Origin of the sequence: Curtobacterium sp. 458, assembly GCF_030406605.1 — a bacterium.
Classification (GTDB): Bacteria; Actinomycetota; Actinomycetes; order Actinomycetales; family Microbacteriaceae; genus Curtobacterium.
Genome location: NZ_CP129104.1, coordinates 3,495,382 through 3,514,465, shown reverse-complemented (window position 1 = coordinate 3,514,465; position 19,084 = coordinate 3,495,382). Strand labels below are relative to the sequence as shown.

General features: G+C 71.8%; 22 protein-coding genes. 20 read left to right on the top strand and 2 right to left on the bottom strand.

Annotated elements, in window-relative coordinates:
* Positions 1 to 4 precede the first annotated feature (4 nt).
* From pgsA to dapF, 9 genes are all read left to right on the top strand, one after another.
* Positions 5 to 643 (top strand): CDP-diacylglycerol--glycerol-3-phosphate 3-phosphatidyltransferase, encoded by a 639-nt coding sequence (gene pgsA, locus QPJ90_RS16915; RefSeq protein WP_290132295.1) that lies wholly within the window; start codon positions 5 to 7, stop codon positions 641 to 643.
* A 47-nt stretch (positions 644 to 690) separates the two neighbouring features.
* Positions 691 to 1,176, top strand: coding sequence for a nicotinamide-nucleotide amidohydrolase family protein (locus QPJ90_RS16910; protein WP_290134267.1), 486 nt, complete (start codon positions 691 to 693; stop codon positions 1,174 to 1,176).
* Between the two features lie 153 nt (positions 1,177 to 1,329).
* Positions 1,330 to 1,638 carry a helix-turn-helix transcriptional regulator gene (locus QPJ90_RS16905; RefSeq protein WP_058725115.1) on the top strand — a complete coding sequence of 103 codons (309 nt, stop codon included), beginning with the start codon at positions 1,330 to 1,332 and terminating at the stop codon, positions 1,636 to 1,638.
* A 65-nt stretch (positions 1,639 to 1,703) separates the two neighbouring features.
* Positions 1,704 to 1,928: a DUF3046 domain-containing protein gene (locus tag QPJ90_RS16900; protein ID WP_290132294.1), complete on the top strand. Its 225-nt coding sequence runs from the start codon at positions 1,704 to 1,706 to the stop codon at positions 1,926 to 1,928.
* 257 nt (positions 1,929 to 2,185) lie between these two features.
* Positions 2,186 to 3,250 (top strand): recombinase RecA, encoded by a 1,065-nt coding sequence (gene recA / locus QPJ90_RS16895; RefSeq protein ID WP_290132293.1) that lies wholly within the window; start codon positions 2,186 to 2,188, stop codon positions 3,248 to 3,250.
* Entirely contained in the window at positions 3,247 to 4,134 is an 888-nt protein-coding gene (locus QPJ90_RS16890) for a regulatory protein RecX (RefSeq protein ID WP_290132292.1), read from the top strand. The genes recA and QPJ90_RS16890 overlap by 4 nt, the downstream gene beginning before the upstream one ends.
* Before the next feature lie 162 nt (positions 4,135 to 4,296).
* The gene (gene miaB, locus QPJ90_RS16885) at positions 4,297 to 5,790 is read left to right on the top strand and encodes a tRNA (N6-isopentenyl adenosine(37)-C2)-methylthiotransferase MiaB (protein WP_290132291.1); all 1,494 of its coding nucleotides are present in this window, start codon (positions 4,297 to 4,299) and stop codon (positions 5,788 to 5,790) included.
* Positions 5,777 to 6,865 carry a tRNA (adenosine(37)-N6)-dimethylallyltransferase MiaA gene (gene miaA, locus QPJ90_RS16880; RefSeq protein WP_354670482.1) on the top strand — a complete coding sequence of 363 codons (1,089 nt, stop codon included), beginning with the start codon at positions 5,777 to 5,779 and terminating at the stop codon, positions 6,863 to 6,865. The genes miaB and miaA overlap by 14 nt, the downstream gene beginning before the upstream one ends.
* The gene (dapF, locus tag QPJ90_RS16875) at positions 6,862 to 7,752 is read left to right on the top strand and encodes a diaminopimelate epimerase (protein WP_290132290.1); all 891 of its coding nucleotides are present in this window, start codon (positions 6,862 to 6,864) and stop codon (positions 7,750 to 7,752) included. Before miaA ends, dapF begins: the two co-directional genes overlap by 4 nt.
* A 348-nt stretch (positions 7,753 to 8,100) precedes the next feature.
* On the opposite strand, the gene QPJ90_RS16870 is transcribed toward dapF, so the two are convergent.
* Complete coding sequence (locus QPJ90_RS16870) at positions 8,101 to 8,712, bottom strand: methyltransferase (RefSeq protein WP_290132289.1); 612 nt, start codon at positions 8,710 to 8,712, stop codon at positions 8,101 to 8,103.
* Between the two features lie 61 nt (positions 8,713 to 8,773).
* On the opposite strand from QPJ90_RS16870, the gene hflX reads away from it, so the two are divergent.
* Positions 8,774 to 10,312 (top strand): GTPase HflX, encoded by a 1,539-nt coding sequence (gene hflX, locus QPJ90_RS16865; protein WP_290132288.1) that lies wholly within the window; start codon positions 8,774 to 8,776, stop codon positions 10,310 to 10,312.
* A gap of 175 nt (positions 10,313 to 10,487) precedes the next feature.
* On the opposite strand, the gene lexA is transcribed toward hflX, so the two are convergent.
* Positions 10,488 to 11,132, bottom strand: a complete 645-nt coding sequence (gene lexA, locus QPJ90_RS16860; protein ID WP_058725107.1) for a transcriptional repressor LexA — start codon at positions 11,130 to 11,132, stop codon at positions 10,488 to 10,490.
* A gap of 236 nt (positions 11,133 to 11,368) precedes the next feature.
* Between lexA and QPJ90_RS16855 the strand changes: the two genes are divergently transcribed.
* From QPJ90_RS16855 to QPJ90_RS16810, 10 genes are all read left to right on the top strand, one after another.
* On the top strand, positions 11,369 to 11,743 hold the full coding sequence (locus tag QPJ90_RS16855; protein WP_290132287.1) for a LysM peptidoglycan-binding domain-containing protein: 375 nt from the start codon (positions 11,369 to 11,371) through the stop codon (positions 11,741 to 11,743).
* A gap of 154 nt (positions 11,744 to 11,897) precedes the next feature.
* Positions 11,898 to 13,022, top strand: coding sequence for a histidinol-phosphate transaminase (locus QPJ90_RS16850; protein ID WP_290132286.1), 1,125 nt, complete (start codon positions 11,898 to 11,900; stop codon positions 13,020 to 13,022).
* A complete protein-coding gene (gene hisB / locus QPJ90_RS16845; RefSeq protein ID WP_290132285.1) occupies positions 13,019 to 13,621 on the top strand; it encodes an imidazoleglycerol-phosphate dehydratase HisB in 603 nt (200 codons plus the stop codon). The genes QPJ90_RS16850 and hisB overlap by 4 nt, the downstream gene beginning before the upstream one ends.
* The gene (hisH, locus tag QPJ90_RS16840; protein WP_290132284.1) at positions 13,618 to 14,253 is read left to right on the top strand and encodes an imidazole glycerol phosphate synthase subunit HisH; all 636 of its coding nucleotides are present in this window, start codon (positions 13,618 to 13,620) and stop codon (positions 14,251 to 14,253) included. The genes hisB and hisH overlap by 4 nt, the downstream gene beginning before the upstream one ends.
* 40 nt (positions 14,254 to 14,293) lie before the next feature.
* Positions 14,294 to 15,040 (top strand): bifunctional 1-(5-phosphoribosyl)-5-((5-phosphoribosylamino)methylideneamino)imidazole-4-carboxamide isomerase/phosphoribosylanthranilate isomerase PriA, encoded by a 747-nt coding sequence (gene priA, locus QPJ90_RS16835; RefSeq protein ID WP_290132283.1) that lies wholly within the window; start codon positions 14,294 to 14,296, stop codon positions 15,038 to 15,040.
* A 5-nt stretch (positions 15,041 to 15,045) separates the two neighbouring features.
* Positions 15,046 to 15,915: an SseB family protein gene (locus tag QPJ90_RS16830; protein WP_290132282.1), complete on the top strand. Its 870-nt coding sequence runs from the start codon at positions 15,046 to 15,048 to the stop codon at positions 15,913 to 15,915.
* Between the two features lie 164 nt (positions 15,916 to 16,079).
* Positions 16,080 to 16,958: a ParA family protein gene (locus QPJ90_RS16825; RefSeq protein WP_290132281.1), complete on the top strand. Its 879-nt coding sequence runs from the start codon at positions 16,080 to 16,082 to the stop codon at positions 16,956 to 16,958.
* A 70-nt stretch (positions 16,959 to 17,028) separates the two neighbouring features.
* Positions 17,029 to 17,796, top strand: coding sequence for a ScpA family protein (locus tag QPJ90_RS16820; RefSeq protein WP_290134265.1), 768 nt, complete (start codon positions 17,029 to 17,031; stop codon positions 17,794 to 17,796).
* Positions 17,786 to 18,499, top strand: coding sequence for an SMC-Scp complex subunit ScpB (gene scpB / locus QPJ90_RS16815; RefSeq protein ID WP_290132280.1), 714 nt, complete (start codon positions 17,786 to 17,788; stop codon positions 18,497 to 18,499). Before QPJ90_RS16820 ends, scpB begins: the two co-directional genes overlap by 11 nt.
* Positions 18,496 to 18,870, top strand: coding sequence for a hypothetical protein (locus tag QPJ90_RS16810; protein ID WP_290132279.1), 375 nt, complete (start codon positions 18,496 to 18,498; stop codon positions 18,868 to 18,870). The genes scpB and QPJ90_RS16810 overlap by 4 nt, the downstream gene beginning before the upstream one ends.
* The last annotated feature ends 214 nt before the right edge of the window (positions 18,871 to 19,084 follow it).

Sequence of the window (19,084 nt, the reverse complement as noted above, 5' to 3'; positions counted from 1 at the left end):
TGCGATGACGAGCACCGATCGGACGCACAGCGCGGCGCAGTTCCCGTGGCGCGGACGGCTCCTCCGGAAGGGCGACGGCCCCGCGTCGACGGCGAACGTGGCGAACATCATCACGGTCGTGCGCATCCTCATGGCGCCGCTGTTCTTCGTCCTGCTGCTCGCGGACGGCGGGCAGGACACCTCCGTCCGGATCTGGGCCGCGGTGCTCTTCGTCGTCGCGATCGTCACCGACAGCGCGGACGGCATCATCGCCCGACGGCAGAACCTCGTCACCGACTTCGGGAAGCTCGTCGACCCGATCGCCGACAAGGTGCTCATCGGCGGGGCGCTCGTCGCGCTCTCGATCCTCGGCGAGCTGCCCTGGTACGTGACGGTCCTCATCATGGTGCGCGAGATCGGCATCACGGTGTTCCGGTTCGCCGTGCTGTCCGACCGGGTGATCCCGGCGAGCCGCGGCGGGAAGATCAAGACGGTGCTGCAGGCCGTCGCGATCACGCTCGCCCTGTTCCCGTGGTGGCAGCTCGTCGGCGACTGGGCGCACTGGGTGAACGGCATCCTGATGACCGCGGCGTTCCTGGCGACGGTGCTCAGCGGGATCGACTACCTCTGGCAGGCGTGGAAGCACAACCGGACCACGGCGTGACGTCCGCGCCCGCGGGCACGCCCGACGCCGCCGTCGCCGCGCACGATGTGGTCGCCACGCTCACGGCCCACGGCGAGACCGTCGCGGTCGCGGAGTCGCTGACCGGCGGGCTCGTCGTCGCGACCCTCGTCGGGGTGCCCGGTGCCAGTGCGGTCGTCCGGGGCGGCGTCGTGGCGTACGCGACGCCGGTCAAGGCGTCGGTCCTCGGCGTCGACGCCGAGCTGCTCGCCGAACACGGCGCCGTCGACCCCGAGGTCGCGCGGCAGATGGCGACCGGTGTCCGCGACGCGCTGTCGGTCGACGGCGAACCCGCGACGTGGGGGATCAGCACGACGGGTGTCGCCGGCCCGGACCCGCAGGACGGCAAGCCCGTGGGGACGGTGTACGTCGGGATCGCGTCGGCCGCCGGGGCGACCGCCTGGGAACTCCACCTCGACGGCGATCGCGATGCAATCCGGCACGCGACGGTCTCCGAACTCCTGGCACGGATGTCGTCCACGGCACGCGGGTCCCGCCCCACCGCGGGGGAATAGGCCCCGTTTCCACTGGGTTACATCTGACGCAATCTCCAGCAGGACCGCAGCCCCAGTGGCTAGCATGCTGCAACCGGCAACGCTACTGTTGCCGGACCCGATCTTGATCACCCCGATCGAGCGGGCCGGAGACGACAGGAAGGAGGAGTTCTCATGGTTCTCGTTCGTCAGGAAATCGGCGACGTCCTTCGGGACTTCCGCTTGCAGAAGGGCCGGACCCTCCGTCAGGTCGCGTCCAAGGCCAGCGTCGCTCTCGGGTACCTCAGCGAGGTGGAGCGCGGACAGAAGGAAGCCAGCTCCGAGATCCTCGCTTCGGTCGCCGACGCGCTCGACACGCCCATCTCCACGATCATGCGTGAAGTGGGCGACCGTCTCGCCGTCGTCGAGGGGCTCACGCCCGTCCCCGACACGCTGCCCGACGAGCTCGTCGCCGAGTTCGACAACGACCTCGCGGTGCGCTGACCCGCACTGCTCCTCGAACACCCCCGCCGGTCCGCCGGTGGGGGTGTTCTCGTTAGGGTGGTCCAGTGCGTGTGAGTGAGTTCTGGCGAGCCGTCGACCAGGTGTTCGGCGAGGCCTACGGCGCGGTCGTCACCCGGGACGTCGTCCTCGAGGCGATCGGTGGTCGTTCGGCCGCCGAGGCGCTCCGCGCGGGAGTGGACGCCCGCACGGTGTGGGACGCGCTCTGCGACTCCCAGGACGTACCGCTCGACCGGCGGCACGGCAAGGGGCTCGCCGAGCCGAAGGACTGACGTCCGACCCGAAACTCTGTTCGGCGTGTTGCTCGAACACGTGTTCTATCGGTGGTAGCTTCCTGCACAACGGACTCGTCCAGGTGTCCTCTCCACGGAGAGCGTGATCGTCGGCAGTGATGTCGGTGGCCCGCCGTAGGTTGATCGACATCGGGACAGGCCCGACGCCTTGTCGCAGAAGCACCGGCCTTGCAGCACCGGCCGGGGTGGCGCGACAGCCTACAGGCAGCCCACATCGAGCACGAAGGAAGCGCATCATGCCCTCACCCCAGGACCGCGAGAAGGCCCTCGAGACCGCTCTCGCCCAGATCGACCGTCAGTTCGGCAAGGGCACGGTCATGCGCCTCGGCTCGGACGAGCGCGCCCCCGTCGCCGTCATCCCCACCGGTTCGGTCGCGCTGGACGTCGCGCTCGGGATCGGCGGACTCCCGCGCGGCCGCATCATCGAGATCTACGGTCCGGAGTCGTCCGGTAAGACGACCCTCACCCTGCACGCGATCGCGAACGCGCAGCGCAACGGTGGCATCGCGGCGTTCATCGACGCCGAGCACGCGCTTGACCCCGAGTACGCGAAGAAGCTCGGTGTCGACATCGACGCCCTCCTCGTCTCCCAGCCCGACACGGGTGAGCAGGCACTCGAGATCGCGGACATGCTCGTCCGCTCGGGGTCCATCGACCTCGTCGTCGTCGACTCCGTGGCCGCGCTCGTGCCCCGCGCCGAGATCGAGGGCGAGATGGGCGACTCCCACGTGGGTCTCCAGGCCCGACTCATGTCGCAGGCGCTCCGCAAGCTCACGGGCGGTCTGAACCAGACGCAGACGACGATGATCTTCATCAACCAGCTGCGCGAGAAGATCGGCGTGTTCTTCGGCAGTCCCGAGACGACCGCCGGCGGCAAGGCGCTCAAGTTCTACGCCTCGGTGCGCCTCGACATCCGGCGCATCGAGACGCTCAAGAGCGGCACGGACGCGGTGGGCAACCGCACCCGCGTGAAGGTCGTCAAGAACAAGATGGCGCCGCCCTTCAAGCAGGCCGAGTTCGACATCCTCTACGGCGTGGGCATCTCGCGTGAGGGCTCGCTGCTCGACTTCGGTGTCGACCACGGCATCGTGAAGAAGTCCGGCGCCTGGTACACGTACGACGGTGACCAGCTCGGACAGGGCAAGGAGAACTCGCGCTCGTTCCTCATCCAGAACCCGGAGATCGCGGCCGAGATCGAGGGCAAGATTCTCGCGAAGCTCGGTGTCGGTGGGGCGACCGCTGCGGTCGAGGCTCCGGTCGACTCGATCGCGCCGAAGCTCGCCGAGCGCAAGGGCGCGTGACCTCCCCGGACGGCCGCTCGCCCCGGGGTGACGACGACCTCGCACCGGTCACCGACCTCTTCGGTGCGAGGTCGCGTCGGGGCGCGGCGGGCAGCCAGACGCCCGACCCGGCTCCAGAAGGGGGAGCGGACGCCGGTGGCCCGCGGACGGCGGACGAGGCCGATGCGCCGGTACCGCTGCCGACGTCGCTGCGTGGTGCGTACGCGCAAGCAGAGTGGGTGCCCCCGGTCATCGGAGACGCCACCGGGCGGAGCGCCCGCGCAGAGCATGCCGGGTACGACCACGATGCCGAGGCCGACGCCCCGACCGCGTCGGTGTTCGCCATCCTCGGGGGCGAGGAGCTCGCGCCCGAGGACGCACCTCGGCCCCTGGACGAACAGCGCGCCGACGCCGAGCGGTTCAGCATGCGGGCCCTCGGGCGTCGCGCGGTCAGCACGTCGGAGATGCGGAAGACGCTGACCCAGCACGACCTCGACCCGGACGTCGTCGAGGGCGAGATCGAGCGACTCACGCGCGTGGGGCTGCTCGACGACGTGGCGCTCGCGACCGACCTCGTCGACCGGCTGCACGAGCGCAAGGGCCTCGGTCGGCAGGGCGTCGTGGCGGAGCTCCGCCGCCGGGGCATCGACCAGGTCGCGATCGACGCGGCCCTCGACGCAGCGGCCGACGACCAGGACGACGAGTTCGTGCGGGCGCTCGACCTCGCCGCGAAGCGCGCGGGGCAGCTCCGGGGACTCGACCGTGCGACCGCCGAGCGTCGGCTCACCGGGTTCTTGATGCGCAAGGGCTACGGCTCGGGTGTCGTGCGGATCGCGGTCGAGCGCGCGCTCGACGGCTCCGCCGGGCGACCGCGGCCGGGTGGCGGCACGGTCCGGTTCGAGTAGCACCGCAGCCGTGACACCTGCCGGTGGCGGCGGCGGGACGAACCACCGCCGGACCGCCGCCGGACCGCGACCGCACCGCCGCTGACCCCGGCGGAGACCGCGCCGGACGGGCCGCTTCGACGTCCTCGAGGCGGGCCCGTGGCGACCTACACTGGGACGATCATGGCCACCGTCGAAGCGCGCCCCCGCACCTACGAAGTCCGCACCTACGGGTGCCAGATGAACGTGCACGACTCGGAGCGGCTGAGCGGGTCGCTCCGTGCCGCCGGGTACGTGGCCGCGGACGGCGAGCAGGCCGACGTGGTCGTCATCAACACCTGCGCCGTGCGCGAGAACGCCGACAACCGCCTCTACGGGAACCTCGGACACTTCGCGGGCGTGAAGCGCGAGCATCCGGGCATGCAGATCGCGGTCGGCGGCTGCCTGGCGCAGAAGGACAAGAACGTGATCCTCGAGAAGGCGCCGTGGGTGGACGTCGTCTTCGGGACGCACAACATGGGGTCGCTGCCGACGCTGCTCGAGCGGGCACGGCACAACGACGAAGCGCAGATCGAGATCCTCGAGTCGCTCGACGTCTTCCCCTCGACGCTGCCGACGAAGCGCGACTCGACGTACAGCGGCTGGGTGTCGATCTCAGTCGGGTGCAACAACACCTGCACGTTCTGCATCGTCCCGTCGCTCCGCGGCAAGGAGAAGGACCGCCGCCCGGGTGACGTCCTCGCCGAGATCCAGGCACTGGTCGACGACGGCGCGATCGAGGTCACCCTCCTCGGGCAGAACGTCAACTCGTACGGTGTGGAGTTCGGCGACCGCCAGGCGTTCGGCAAGCTCCTCCGAGCAGCCGGCGCCATCGAGGGCCTCGAGCGCATCCGCTTCACGAGCCCGCACCCGGCAGCCTTCACCGACGATGTGATCGACGCGATGGCCGAGACGCCGAACGTCATGCCGCAGCTGCACATGCCGCTGCAGTCCGGGTCCGACCGCGTCCTCAAGGCGATGCGCCGCAGCTACCGGAGCGAGCGGTTCCTCGGCATCCTCGACCGCGTCCGGGCGAAGATCCCGCACGCGGCGATCTCGACGGACATCATCGTCGGCTTCCCGGGCGAGACCGACGAGGACTTCGAGGACACCCTCCGCGTCGTCGAGGCCTCGCGCTTCGCCTCCGCGTTCACCTTCCAGTACTCGATCCGCCCCGGGACCCCGGCCGCGACGATGCCCGACCAGCTCCCGAAGGAGGTCGTGCAGGAACGCTACGAGCGCCTCATCGCCCTGCAGGAGCGCATCACCGCTGAGGAGAACGCCGCCCAGGTCGGCCGGAGCGTCGAGGTCCTCGTCGCCACCGGTGAGGGCAAGAAGGACGACGAGACACACCGGTTGTCCGGGCGCGCGGAGGACTCCCGCCTCGTGCACTTCTCCGTGCCGACCGGTTCGGACGTGCCGCGGCCCGGTGACGTCGTCACGGTCGAGGTGACGCGCGCCGCGCCGCACTTCCTGATCGCCGACAACGACGGACCGCTCCGCATCCGGCGGACCCGGGCCGGCGACGCGTGGGACCGCGCGCAGGCCGAGAGCTGCGGGGTGCCGACGCCGTCCACGCCCGGTGACGGGCCGCGTCCGGTGTCGCTCGGCCTCCCGTCGCTCCGTGTCGGCCGCTGACGCCGACGACGGCACGGCACAGGCCAACGGCGCGGAGCACGGCGCGGCACGGGCCGACGATGCCGGCTCCGGCGAGGCACGGGCCGAAGATGCCGACCACGGCACGGGACCGGCCGCCGATGCCGAGCACGACGCCGTGCGGGGCGACGGCGTCGCGGACGACCTGATCGCGGTCGTCGGCGCGACGGGCACGGGGAAGTCCGACCTCGCCGTCGCGATCGCCGACCTGGTCCGAGCCAGCGGCCGCCCGGCCGAGGTCGTGAACGCCGACGCGATGCAGCTCTACCGCGGCATGGACATCGGGACGGCGAAGCTGACGCCCGAGGAACGGCACGGCATCCCGCACCGGCAGCTCGACGTCCTCGACGTGACGGACGAGGCGAGTGTCGCCGCGTACCAGCGGGACGCCCGGCGTGACGTCGAACGGATCCAGGGCGAGGGCGGCGTCGCGGTCCTCGCCGGCGGGAGCGGACTGTACGTGTCCGCCGTGTTGTTCGACCTCGACTTCCCTGGCACCGACCCGGAACTCCGCGCACGGCTCGAACGGGAGCACGACGAGCTCGGACCGGGCATCCTGCTCGAGCGGCTGCGCAGCCTCGACCCGCACGCAGCGGCGACCATCGACGCCCGCAACCCGCGGCGCCTGATCCGGGCACTCGAGATCGCGAGCCGGTCCGAGGTCGTCACCCCGAGCCTCCCGGCCGCGCCCCGCGCCTGGCGACCCGCTCGCATCCTGCACCTGCGACGTGACCGCGCCCACCTCGTCGACGCGCTGCAGGCGCGGGCGCAGCGGATGTTCGACGCCGGACTCCTCGACGAGGTCGAGCGCCTGCGCGGTGCAGGTCTGGAGCGGGGGCGGACCGCCTCGCGGGCGATCGGGTACTCGCAGGCGCTCGACGTGCTCCGCGGGGACGCGACCGTCGCCGAGGCGGTGGCGGCGACGAGCCTCGCGACCCGGAAGTACGCGCGGCGGCAGGTCGCCTGGTTCAAGCGGTACACCGCCGCCGAGGACCTCGACGTCACCGGAGCGGACCGGACCGACCTGTCGGCGCTGGCCCGTAGGATCGTGGCGTGACCGAGCTGCACTTCACGAAGGGCCAGGGGACCGGCAACGACTTCGTCCTGTTCGCCGATCCCGACGCCGTCGTCGACCTCACCCCCGAGCGCATCCGCGCCATCGCGGACCGCCGTTTCGGTGTCGGCGGGGACGGCGTGATCCGTGCCGTGCGCTCCGAGGCCCTGCCCGAGGGACGCGCGCTCGTCGCGGTCGAACCGGACGCCGTGTGGTTCATGGACTACCACAACGCCGACGGCACCGTCGCCGAGATGTGCGGCAACGGCATCCGCGTCTTCGCGCGGTACCTGACCGAGTCCGGGCTGGTGGACCTCGCCCCGGGGGAGACGCTCACCGTCGGCAGCCGCAAGGGGCTGGTCGACATCCAGCGGACGACGAACGGGTTCCAGGCCGACCTCGGCCGCTGGGGGCTCGGGATCGAGGGCGGCGGCGCCGGTGACGTGCTCGTCCGGGCGAAGAACCTCGACGGCGCCCGGCCGGGCCTCGGCATCGACGTGGGGAACCCGCACGTCGTGGTCGCCGTCGCGACGGACGACGAGCTCGCCGACCTCGACCTCACCTACGTGCCGGTCCTCGACCCCGCGCCGGAGTCCGGTGCGAACGTCGAGTTCGTCCTGCCGGGGGAGCCCCTCATCAACGACGGCGTCGGCGAGATCACGATGCGGGTGCACGAGCGTGGCAGCGGCGAGACGCTCTCGTGCGGGACCGGGGCGGTCGCGGCTGCCCTGGCGACGCGGCACTGGGTCGGCTCGGGGGCGCCGGACACCTGGCGGGTCCGGGTTCCTGGCGGTGTCGTCACGGTGCGCATGTTCGCGGCGGAGGACGGCGAGCACGTCGCGTTGTCCGGACCCGCCGAGCTGGTGTTCTCGGGCGACCTCACGGTCTGAGGCAGGGCGGCCTGTTGGTGTGACGCTGTGCGGCGACCGTGGGCGCCGCCGAACCGTGGGTCCCGACGAACCGCGGGCGCCGACGAGCCGTTGGCGCCGACGAGGCGCTGTCGAACCAGGTTTCCGACGTCGAACCAGGCGCCGGGATCGGTTCGATGTCGGTTCTGTGGTTCGTCATGCTGCTGGCACGGCGTCGTGCCACGCGCGACGCGACGCGACGCGACGCGTCGTGCGGATCGTGACGTGCGCGCGCACGGGACCGACGGTGCGGCCCCGCCGCAGCCGGGAGGCCCGTGGGACGTGCGCGACTTCGATCCGGTGGGTCGCGCCTCCAGTCCGGATCGCGCGCTACGCGCCCCGGTGCACGCGGATGACCCGGAACCCCTTGTCCGTCGATGCCCGCGACACGGTGAAGTCGGACCCGAGCGCATCGCGCAACCACCGTTGGAGCGAGTCGCCGCCGAGGTCCTTCGAGACGACCAGCCAGGCCTCTCCACCGACCTCGAGCCGGGGGAGCCACGTCAGCAGGATGTCGTGCAGTTCGTCCTTGCCGACACGGATCGGCGGGTTCGACCACATCGTCCGGAAGCGGAGGTCGGCGGGGACCTCGTCCGGGAGCGCCACCGTGACGTTCGTCGCCCCGGCGGTCGCCGCGTTCGCCCGCGCGAGCCCGAGGACGCGCTCGTTGACGTCCACGCCCCAGACCTGTGCGTCGGGCGACTCCAGCGCCATCGTGATCGCGATCGGACCCCAGCCGCACCCGACGTCGAGGAGTGCGCCGTCGGTGGCCGGCGGCGGCACTGAGCCGAGCAGGACCTTCGTGCCGCGGTCGACCCCGTCCGGGCTGAACACGCCGGCAGCGGTCGAGAGGGTGAGGCCGCGACCGGCGAGCGTGACGTGCACCTGGCGCTCGCGGACCTCCGACGAGGGGTTGGCGGAGAAGTAGTGGTCGTTCGCCATGGATGAACCGTAGCGTCTCACCCGTGTGTCCCGGGCGTGGCGGCGGTACCCTGTGGACAGGATGACGGATACCCCTCAGCAGAACCACCAGTCCCACGACGACAGCGCCGGCGGTGTCGTCGAGCGCGTGCTGCGCAACGCCGACCAGCGCGCCACCTCATCGATCTTCGCCCCGGCCCAGGCGATCCAGACCCGCTCCGTGGACGACCACGGCTGGACGGGCGACGGCGACCAGTACGACCGCGAGGACCGTGCGGCCCTGCGCCGTGTCACGGGCCTCTCCACCGAACTCGAGGACGTCACCGAGGTCGAGTACCGGCAGCTCCGGCTCGAGCAGGTCGTCCTCATCGGTGTGTACCCGCAGGGTGACGCCCAGGACGCGGAGAACTCCCTCCGCGAGCTCGCCGCCCTCGCCGAGACCGCCGGCGCCGTCGTGCTCGACGGGCTCCTGCAGCGCCGGCCGACGCCGGACCCCGCGACCTACCTCGGCAAGGGCAAGGCCGAGGAGCTGGCGATGGTGGTCAAGGCCACCGGAGCCGACACCGTGATCGCGGACACCGAGCTCGCGCCCTCCCAGCGTCGTGCGCTCGAGGACGTCGTGAAGGTGAAGGTGATCGACCGCACGGCCGTGATCCTCGACATCTTCAGCCAGCACGCCAAGACCCGCGAGGGCAAGGCCCAGGTCGAACTCGCGCAGCTGCAGTACCTCCTCCCGCGTCTCCGCGGTTGGGGTGAGTCGATGTCCCGGCAGGCCGGCGGTCAGGTCTCCGGCGGTGCGGGCATGGGTTCCCGTGGCCCTGGTGAGACGAAGATCGAGCTCGACCGTCGCCGCATCCACACGCGGATGTCGAAGCTCCGTCGACAGATCGCCGGGTTCCGCCCCGCGCGGGAGGCCAAGCGCGCCGACCGACACCGCAACGACGTCCCGAGCGTCGCGATCGCCGGCTACACCAACGCCGGCAAGTCGTCGCTCCTCAACCGTCTGACGAGCGCGGGCGTGCTGGTGCAGAACCAGCTGTTCGCCACCCTCGACGCGACCGTCCGACGCACGAACTCCGCCAAGGGCCGTGAGTTCACCTTCGTCGACACGGTCGGGTTCGTGCGGAACCTCCCGCACCAGCTGGTCGAGGCGTTCCGGTCCACCCTCGAGGAAGTGGGCGAGGCCGACGTCATCGTGCACGTGGTCGACGGCTCGCACCCCGACCCCGCCGCACAGCTCGCGACGGTCCGCGAGGTCATTGGCGACGTGGGCGCCCGGGAGATCCCCGAGATCGTCGCGTTCAACAAGGCGGACCTGGTCGACGAGTCGCAGCGGCTCGTGCTCCGCGGTCTCGTGCCGGATGCCGTGTTCGTGTCCGCCCGCACCGGTGAGGGCATCCCGGAGCTTCTCGCCGCGATCGAGGACCGACTGCCCGAGCCCGACGTGTCGCTCACCGTGGTGATCCCGTACGACCGAGGGGACCTGGTGTCGTCGCTGCACGACGCGGGTGCGGTGGAGTCGGTCGACTACGTGGAGGACGGCACCCGACTGCAGGTGCGGGTGTTCCAGCGGCAGGTCGCGGAGCTCGACCCGTTCGTCGTCACGCCCGTCGCGTCCTGACGCGCAGGCGCGCCCCGGCCTGGAGGCACGGCGCGCGTCCGGCGGGTCCGCTCACCACTGCTTCGAACCACGAAACCGACATCGAACCAGCCTCGAGGACTGGTTCGATGTCGGTTTCGTGGTTTCGGAACCGCCGCGGCTCACGGGCAGCGCGCGGCGGCGTCGACGCAGCGCGTCAGATCGAGCGGAGGACCGCGACGACCTTGCCGAGCACGGTGGCGGCGTCGCCGAGGATCGGCTCGAACGCGGAGTTGCGGGGGAGCAGCCACGTGTGACCGTCGCGCTGCCGGAACACCTTGACGGTGGCTTCCTCGTCGAGCATGGCCGCGACGACGTCACCGTTCTCGGCGGTCTGCTGTGAGCGGACGACCACCCAGTCCCCGTCGCAGATGGCGGCGTCGATCATCGACTCACCGACCACCTTGAGCATGAAGAGGTCTCCCGTGCCGACGAGCTGGCGGGGCAGCGGGATGATCTCGTCGACGTGCTGTTCGGCCGTGATCGGGACACCCGCGGCGATGCGGCCGACGAGCGGCACGAGCGTGGTCGCGTCGACGTCGGGCCCGTCGGCGTCGGCGCTGGGCTCGTCGACCAGGACCTCGAGCGCGCGGGGGCGGTTCGGGTCGCGACGGATCCAGCCCCCGAGCTCGAGCTGTCCGAGCTGGTGGGAGACGCTCGAGAGCGAGGAGAGGCCGGCCGCGTCGCCGATCTCCCGCATGCTCGGCGGGTAGCCCCGGCTGGCGATCGACGCGCGGATGGCGTCGAGGATCGCCTGCTGCTTCGGCGTCAGCGGCTTCTGTCCGCGCAGTTCGTCCGCCACGTCGTCTCACCCTTCGTCGGTGCGGGACACGGCCCGGCGGGAATGTCGGTGGTCCCCGCTTGACTTGTCCCAGTCGGTCGAAACAGTATCCGACCGCCGATGCCCGGACAAACATTCGTTCGAGCGTGTCGCGAGAAATCCCTGCAGAAATCCTCCCTGGGGACTTGTGCAGCCACCGGTTCGAAACTATGTTCGGTACACGACTTCGGATCACCGAACGGGAAGGCAAGAACGACATGAGCACCATCGCCATCGCTGAGCCCCAGCGTCACGCAGCTCCCGCCGTGCGTACGCGCCTGCGCCTGACGCGCCGCGGGCGGATCGTCTTCACGACCCTCGCTGCGCTCCCGATCCTGCTGATCGTCGCGCTCGCCGTCCTCAACGGCGGACGCGCCTCCGCCGGCGACGCCTCGGGGTCCGGGTCCGCGCACTTCGAGACCGTCACGATCCAGCCTGGTGAGACGCTGTGGCAGCTGGCGGAGGAGACCGCTCCCAACGCCGACCCGCGCGACTTCGTGCAGGACGTGGTGACGCTCAACGCGCTCGACGGTGCGGGACTCCAGGCGGGCGAAAAGATCGCGATCCCCGCGAAGTACGTCGCCGCGAAGTAGACAGACGGAAAGTAGGCCGACGCGAAGTAGGCCCAGCGCACGGTCGCGCGACGGAGGTCCCTGCGCACGAACGCGGAGAGGAGATCCCGCGCGCCGCACGGCAACCGTCTGGACGGCCGGTCTCCGAGCAGTCCGGGCGGCCTACGATGGATCGGTGGCATTCACGCTCGAAGACCTCCCGATCCGAGACGACCTGCGCGGTCAGAGCCCCTACGGCGCTCCGCAGAAGCACGTGCGCGTCCAGCTGAACGTCAACGAGAACACGCATCCCGTCCCGGCCGAGGTCGCCGACGACATCGTCGCGTCGATCCGGCAGGCGCTCGCCACCGTGAACCGCTACCCGGACCGCGAGTTCACCGAGCTCCGTCGGTCGCTGACCGGTTACCTCAACGGGGGACTCGAAGGGGCCGCGCGACTGACGCCTGAGCAGCTCTGGGCAGCGAACGGGTCGAACGAGGTGCTGCAGCAGCTCCTCCAGGCCTTCGGTGGCCCGGGTCGGAGCGTGCTGGGCTTCCCGCCCACGTACTCGATGCACTCGATCCTGGCGTCCGGCACCGGCACGCGGTGGATCCCCGCCGAGCGCGACGCCGAGTTCGGCATCTCGCCCGAGACGGTGACCGCCGCGATCGCCGAGCACCAGCCCGACATCGTGTTCCTCTGCGGACCGAACAACCCGACGGGCACGCCCCTGCCGATCGAGACGATCGCGGCAGCGTACGACGCGACCGACGGGATCGTCATGGTCGACGAGGCGTACGCCGAGTTCATGCCCGACGACGCCCCGAGCGCCCTCACGCTCCTGCCGGGTCGCGAGCGGCTCGTCGTCTCGCGCACCATGAGCAAGGCCTTCGCGTTCGCGGGCGCACGAGTGGGGTACCTCGCCGCGCACCCGGCGGTGATCGACGCGCTCCGGCTCGTCCGCCTTCCGTACCACCTGTCCGCCCTGACCCAGGCAGCCGCGGTGGCAGCCCTCCGGCACGCCCCGGCGATGCTCGCGATGGTGGACGACATCAAGCAGCAGCGCGACCGGATGATCGCCGAGCTCCAGGACATGGGGTACCGCACCTACGAGTCGTGGTCGAACTTCGTGCTGTTCGGCGGTGTCGCGGACCCGCACGCCGCGTTCGAGGCGCTGCTCGACGAGGACGTCATCGTGCGCGACCTCGGGATCCCGAACCACCTCCGCGTGAGCGCGGGGACGGAAGAGGAGACGACTGCGTTCCTCGACGCCATGCGCCGCGTGGCCGCGGTCCAGCCCCCGGTTAGGGTTGACGCATGACCGCCCGCACCGCCTCGATCAGCCGGAGCACGAGCGAGTCGAGCATCGAGCTGGAGCTCGACCTCGACGGCACCGGCTCCTCCGACATCTCGACGAGCGTGCCGTTCTTCGACCACATGCTCACGGCGTTCAGCAAGCACTCGCTGATCGACCTCCGCGTGCGCTCGACCGGTGACACCGACATCGACGCGCACCACACCGTCGAGGACACCGGCATCGTGCTCGGGCAGGCGCTCCGTCAGGCCCTCGGCGACCGGTCCGGCATCGGCCGCTACGGCGACGCACTGGTCCCGCTCGACGAAGCCCTCGCGCAGGCCGTCGTCGACGTGTCGGGTCGCCCGTTCCTCGTGCACACCGGCGAGCCCGAGGGCTTCGCGTTCCACCGGATCGGCGGGCACTTCACCGGCTCGCTGGTCCGCCACGTCTTCGAGGCGATCACGCTCAACGCCGGCATCACGGTGCACGTGCGGGTCCTCGGCGGGCGAGACCCGCACCACATCGCCGAGGCCGAGTTCAAGGCGTTCGCCCGTGCGATGCGGAAGGCCGTCGAGCTCGACCCCCGCGTCGACGGCATCCCGAGCACGAAGGGCACCCTGTGACCGCGAAGCCGAACGTCGTCGTCCTCGACTACGGCTCGGGCAACGTCCACTCGGCGGCCAAGGCCCTCGAACGCGCGGGCGCCGAGGTCACGCTCAGCGCGGACAAGCGCACCGCGCTCGAGGCCGACGGCCTGCTCGTGCCGGGCGTCGGCGCGTTCGGCGCGGTCGTCGACCAGCTCGAGTCCGTCCGCGGCGGCGAGATCGTCGACCACCGCCTGGCCGGTGGCCGTCCCGTGCTCGGCATCTGCGTCGGTATGCAGGTGCTGTTCTCGCGCGGTGTCGAGCGTGGCGTCGACGTCGAGGGTCTCGCGCAGTGGCCCGGCACCGTCGAGGAGATCCAGGCCGAGGTCCTGCCGCACATGGGGTGGAACACGGTCGAGGCGCCGGAGGACTCGGTGCTGTTCGACGGACTGCGGGACGAGCGGTTCTACTTCGTGCACTCCTACGGCGTGACCGACTTCCCGCTCGAGGCGTACGGCCCCTTCCGGCAGCCGAAGCTCACCTGGGCGGAGCACGGGCAGCGGTTCGTCGCCGCGGTGGAGAACGGCCCCCTCACCGCGACCCAGTTTCACCCGGAGAAGTCCGGCGAGGCCGGCATCCAGCTGCTCCGCAACTGGGTCCAGGCCCTCTGACGCGCCCGAGACCCGACGACCCCGCGACCCCGACAGGACCATGACCGACCGCACCGCATCCCAGCCCCTCGTCCTCCTGCCCGCCGTGGACGTCGTCGACGGCCAGGCCGTGCGCCTGACCCAGGGCGAGGCGGGGAGCGAGACCTCCTACGGCGACCCGGTCACCGCTGCCCGGACGTGGCGCGACCAGGGTGCCGAGTGGATCCACCTCGTCGACCTCGACGCCGCGTTCGGTCGCGGTGACAACCGCGAGGTCATCGCCCGCGCGGTCCGCGAGGTCGAGGGCGTCGCGGTCGAGCTCTCCGGCGGCATCCGCGACGACGCCTCGCTCGAGGCGGCGCTCGCGACCGGTGCCGCCCGGGTGAACCTCGGGACGGCAGCGCTCGAGGACCCGGAGTGGGCGGACCGCGTCATCGGCCAGTACGGCGAGCAGATCGCGGTCGGCCTCGACGTCCGCGGCACGACCCTCGCGAGCCGCGGCTGGACCGAGGACGCGGGCGACCTGTGGGAGGTCCTGGACCGCCTCGAGGCTGCGGGCTGCGCGCGGTACGTCGTGACCGACGTCACGAAGGACGGCACCCTGCAGGGCCCGAACGTCGACCTGCTCCGTCAGGTGTGCGAGCGCACCGACAAGCCCGTGGTGGCGTCCGGCGGCATCTCGACCCTCGACGACCTGGTCGCCCTGCGGGCCCTCGTGCCGCACGGCCTCGAGGGCGCGATCATCGGCAAGGCGCTCTACTCCGGGGCGTTCACGCTCCCCGCCGCGCTCGAGATCGCCTCGGCGTAGCCACCGTGTCGGGCATCTCGAACGGCCGCGGTACCGGTCCGGACCCCGAGGACGGCCGCGGTACCGGTCCGGACCCCGAGGACGGCCGCGGTACCGGTCCGGACGACGCCCACACCCCCGGCGGCGCCGCTGACTCGGCCGGCAACCCCTGGTCCGGCCGGACGTTCGACCACCACGACACGGCGTTCGAGGACGACGACGGCCTCGCCGACCCGAGGCTCGTCGCGGCGATCCGTGCGGTCGCCGACGGGGCCTCGCAGTCGGGGGTCGTCGACGCACTGCGGACCGCGCGGCTCCTCATCCCGCTCGTCGCCGAGGCGGGGGACGTCGGCCACACCGACACCGGCAAGCTCGTCGACAAGACGCAGGAGCTCTCCATCGTCACGGTCGCCGGGCCTGACGGCCGTGCGGTGATGCCCGCGTTCACCTCCGTCGACGCCATGCGCTCCTGGGACCCGGAGGCCCGTCCGGTGCCGGTCGAGTCCCGCCGCGTGGCGATGGCGGCCGCGAGCGAGGACACGCAGCTCGTCGTGCTCGACCCCACCGCTCCCACCGAGTTCGTGCTGCGCCGCCCCGCGGTGTGGGCGCTCGGGCAGGACCTCCCGTGGACGCCCTGCTTCGAGGACCCCGCGGTCGCGCAGGCCTTCGCCGACTCGGTCGCGGGGGAGCGTGCCGTCGCGCGGGTCGAGCTCGCCCCCGGGGATCCGCTCGGCCGCTTCCAGGGCGCCGAGCTCACGGTCGGCCTCGCACTGCACCCCGGTCTCGACCAGGCCGCGGTGCAGGAGCTCGTCGGTCGGTTGCAGGCGCGCTGGTCGACCGACCCGCTGATCGCGGACCGCGTGGACAGCATGCGGGTGGCGATCCGCCCAGCGTGATCCGGGCCTCCAGGTCGGGTCGCCACGTGCTCGGGGTGCGGTCCACGGCCGGCCGGGAGGCACGGCGCGCGCCCGCAGGGCGGGTCGCGTCGGGGCGCGGCAGGTCAACCGCACCACCGGCGGTGCACCCGGGGAGGCGTCGGGTCGCCGGTAGCATGGGGCGCGTGAGCACGAACCCGTTGACGAACCCCGGAACCGGCGAGACCACCTTCGGTCCGACGGGGCGACCCGTCCGGCAGTTCGCGATCCCGGAGGAGCTCGACCAGCACGGGCCGGCACGCATCATCGCGCTGTGCAACCAGAAGGGCGGCGTCGGCAAGACCACGACGTCGATCAACCTCGGGGCGGCGCTCGCCGAGTACGGGCGGAAGGTGCTCGCCGTCGACTTCGACCCGCAGGGCGCGCTGTCCGCCGGGCTCGGGGTCCGCACGCACGACATCCCGACGGTCTACGACCTGCTCATGGGCGCCGTGAAGGACCCGCGCGAGGTCATCCAGCCGACGAACACGCCGTACCTCGACGTGATCCCGGCGAACATCGACCTGTCCGCGGCCGAGGTCCACCTCGTGAACGAGGTCGCGCGGGAGCAGATCCTCGCGAGCGTCCTCCGGAAGGTCGCGAACGACTACGACGTAATCCTCGTGGACTGCCAGCCCTCGCTCGGCCTGCTGACCGTGAACGCGCTGACGGCGGCGCACGGGGTGCTCATCCCGCTCGAGTGCGAGTTCTTCGCGCTGCGCGGTGTCGCGCTCCTCATCGAGACGATCGACAAGGTGCGAGATCGGCTGAACCCGGCGCTGCGGCTCGACGGCATCCTCGCGACGATGTACGACTCGCGGACCCTGCACTCGCGCGAGGTCATGGAGCGCGTCGTCGAGACGTTCGACGACCGGGTGCTCGACACGGTCATCGGGCGCACGGTGAAGTTCCCGGACGCCACGGTCTCGGCGCGGCCGATCACGCAGACCGCGCCCGACCACGCCGCCGCGCACGCGTACCGGCAGCTCGCACGGGAGCTCGTCGAGCGTGGCGCCGTCGCCTGAGCCGGAGGACCCTGACCGCACCGCCGTCGCGCCGGCGGGCACGCAGACGGCCCCGGGCTTCCGCGTCCGCCTGTCGAACTTCGACGGCCCGTTCGACCTGCTCCTGTCGCTCATCACGAAGCACGAGCTCGACATCACCGAGGTGTCGCTCGGCGCCGTGACGGGGGAGTTCATCGCCTACGTCCGCCAGGCCGAGTCCGCCGACGAACTCGACGAGGCGAGCGAGTTCCTCGTCGTCGCGGCCACCCTGCTCGACCTGAAGATCGCGGGGCTCCTGCCCCAGGGGGAGCTCGTCGACGCCGAGGACGTGGCGCTCCTGGAGGCCCGCGACCTCCTGTTCGCCCGACTGCTCCAGTACCGGGCGTTCAAGCAGGCGGCGGACTGGTTCGGGTCGCGCTGGACCGAGGAGTCGCGTCGGCACGTCCGGAGCGTCCGACTCGAGGAGCGGTTCCGCGCCCGCACCCCCGAGCTCGTCTGGACGCTCTCGCTGCAGGACTTCGCCGCGCTCGCGACCCTGGCGTTCGCCCCGCGGGAGATCCCGACCGTCGGACTCGACCACCTGCACGCGCCGCTCGTCAGCATCCGGGAGCAGGCCGCGATCGTGGTTTCGATCCTCCGCACCCGGGCCGACGAGGACGTCTCGTTCCGGGAGCTGGTCGCCGGCGTGCACGAGACGGGTATCGTGGTGGCTCGTTTCCTCGCGATCCTCGAGCTGTACCGCAACGCGTCCATCACGTTCGAGCAGGTCGAGCCGCTCGGGGAACTGCTGCTCCGCTGGACCGCCGAGGACTGGTCCGACGAGAGCCTCGCCAACCTGGGAGCCGACTATGACGGATGACGCGCACGGCCACGCGCACGGTCACGCCCGCGACTCGTCGAGCGCCGAACCCGGTGGCGCGGACGAGCTGGCAGACGCCCGCGCCATCGAGCAGGAGATCCACGAGGCGCACGACCGTGCCGCCCGGCCGGAGCTCCCCGTCGACCGGCAGCTCGAGGCGATCCTCATGATCGCGGACGAGCCGCAGTCGCTCGTCGCGCTCGGTGCCGCCGTGGGCGCGCCCGTGCCCGCGGTCCGCCAGGCGATCGAGCGGCTCGTCGCCGACTTCGACGGTGTGGACGGGACGGTCCGGCGGGGCTTCGAGCTCCGCGAGGTCGGCGGCGGCTGGCGCTTCTACGTCCGCCAGGAGCTGGACGACGTCGTCGAGCAGTTCGTCGAGCAGGAGCGCCCCTCGCGGCTGTCGCAGGCGGCGCTCGAGACCCTCGCGGTGGTCGCCTACAAGCAGCCGATCACGCGCTCGCAGATCGCCTCGATCCGGGCGGTGAACGTCGACGGGGTCGTCCGGACGCTCGTCGCGCGCGGCCTCATCGAGGAGTCGTTCACCGACGCCGAGACCGGTGCCATCAACTACGTCACGTCCGACCTGCTCCTGCAGCAGCTCGGCATCAACTCGCTCGACGAGCTGCCGCTCATCTCGCCACTCCTGGACGACGGTGCGGACGGCTTCGGGCAGAACGAAGGGATCCCCGATGGCCGCGCATGAGGAAGAACGACGAGGCGGCCCGCGGGGCGGGTCCGGTCGGCCTGGAGGCCCGTCACGCGACCGCAGCGCCGGCTCCGGCCGGGCGAGTGGCCGGTTCGGCGGCGGGGGCCGCGACGAGCGTGGCGACCGCGGTGGGTACCGTGGGCGTGACGAGCGCGGTGACCGCGGAGACCGCGGTGACCGCGGTGACCGCGGTGGCCGTGGTGGGTACGAGCGCCGGGACGACCGTGGCGCGGCTGATGGGTACCGCGGGCGTGATGAGCGTCCGTCGTCCGGTGGTGGGTACCGCGGGCGTGATGAGCGTCCGTCGTCCGGTGGTGGGTACCGCGGGCGTGACGAGCGGTCCGGCGGCGATCGCGGGCGGTTCGTGAGCCGCGACGACGACCGCCGGCAGGGCGAGCGCGGGGGCTTCGTCCGCCGTGACGACGACCGCGGTGGGTACCGCGGCCGTGACGACCGGCAGGGCGGCGGGTACCGGGGCCGTGACGACCGGCAGGGCGGTGGGTACCGGGGCCGTGACGACCGGCGTGACGCCGACCGCGGGGGCCACCGCGGCCGCGACGACCGTGGCACGTCGGGCGGTGG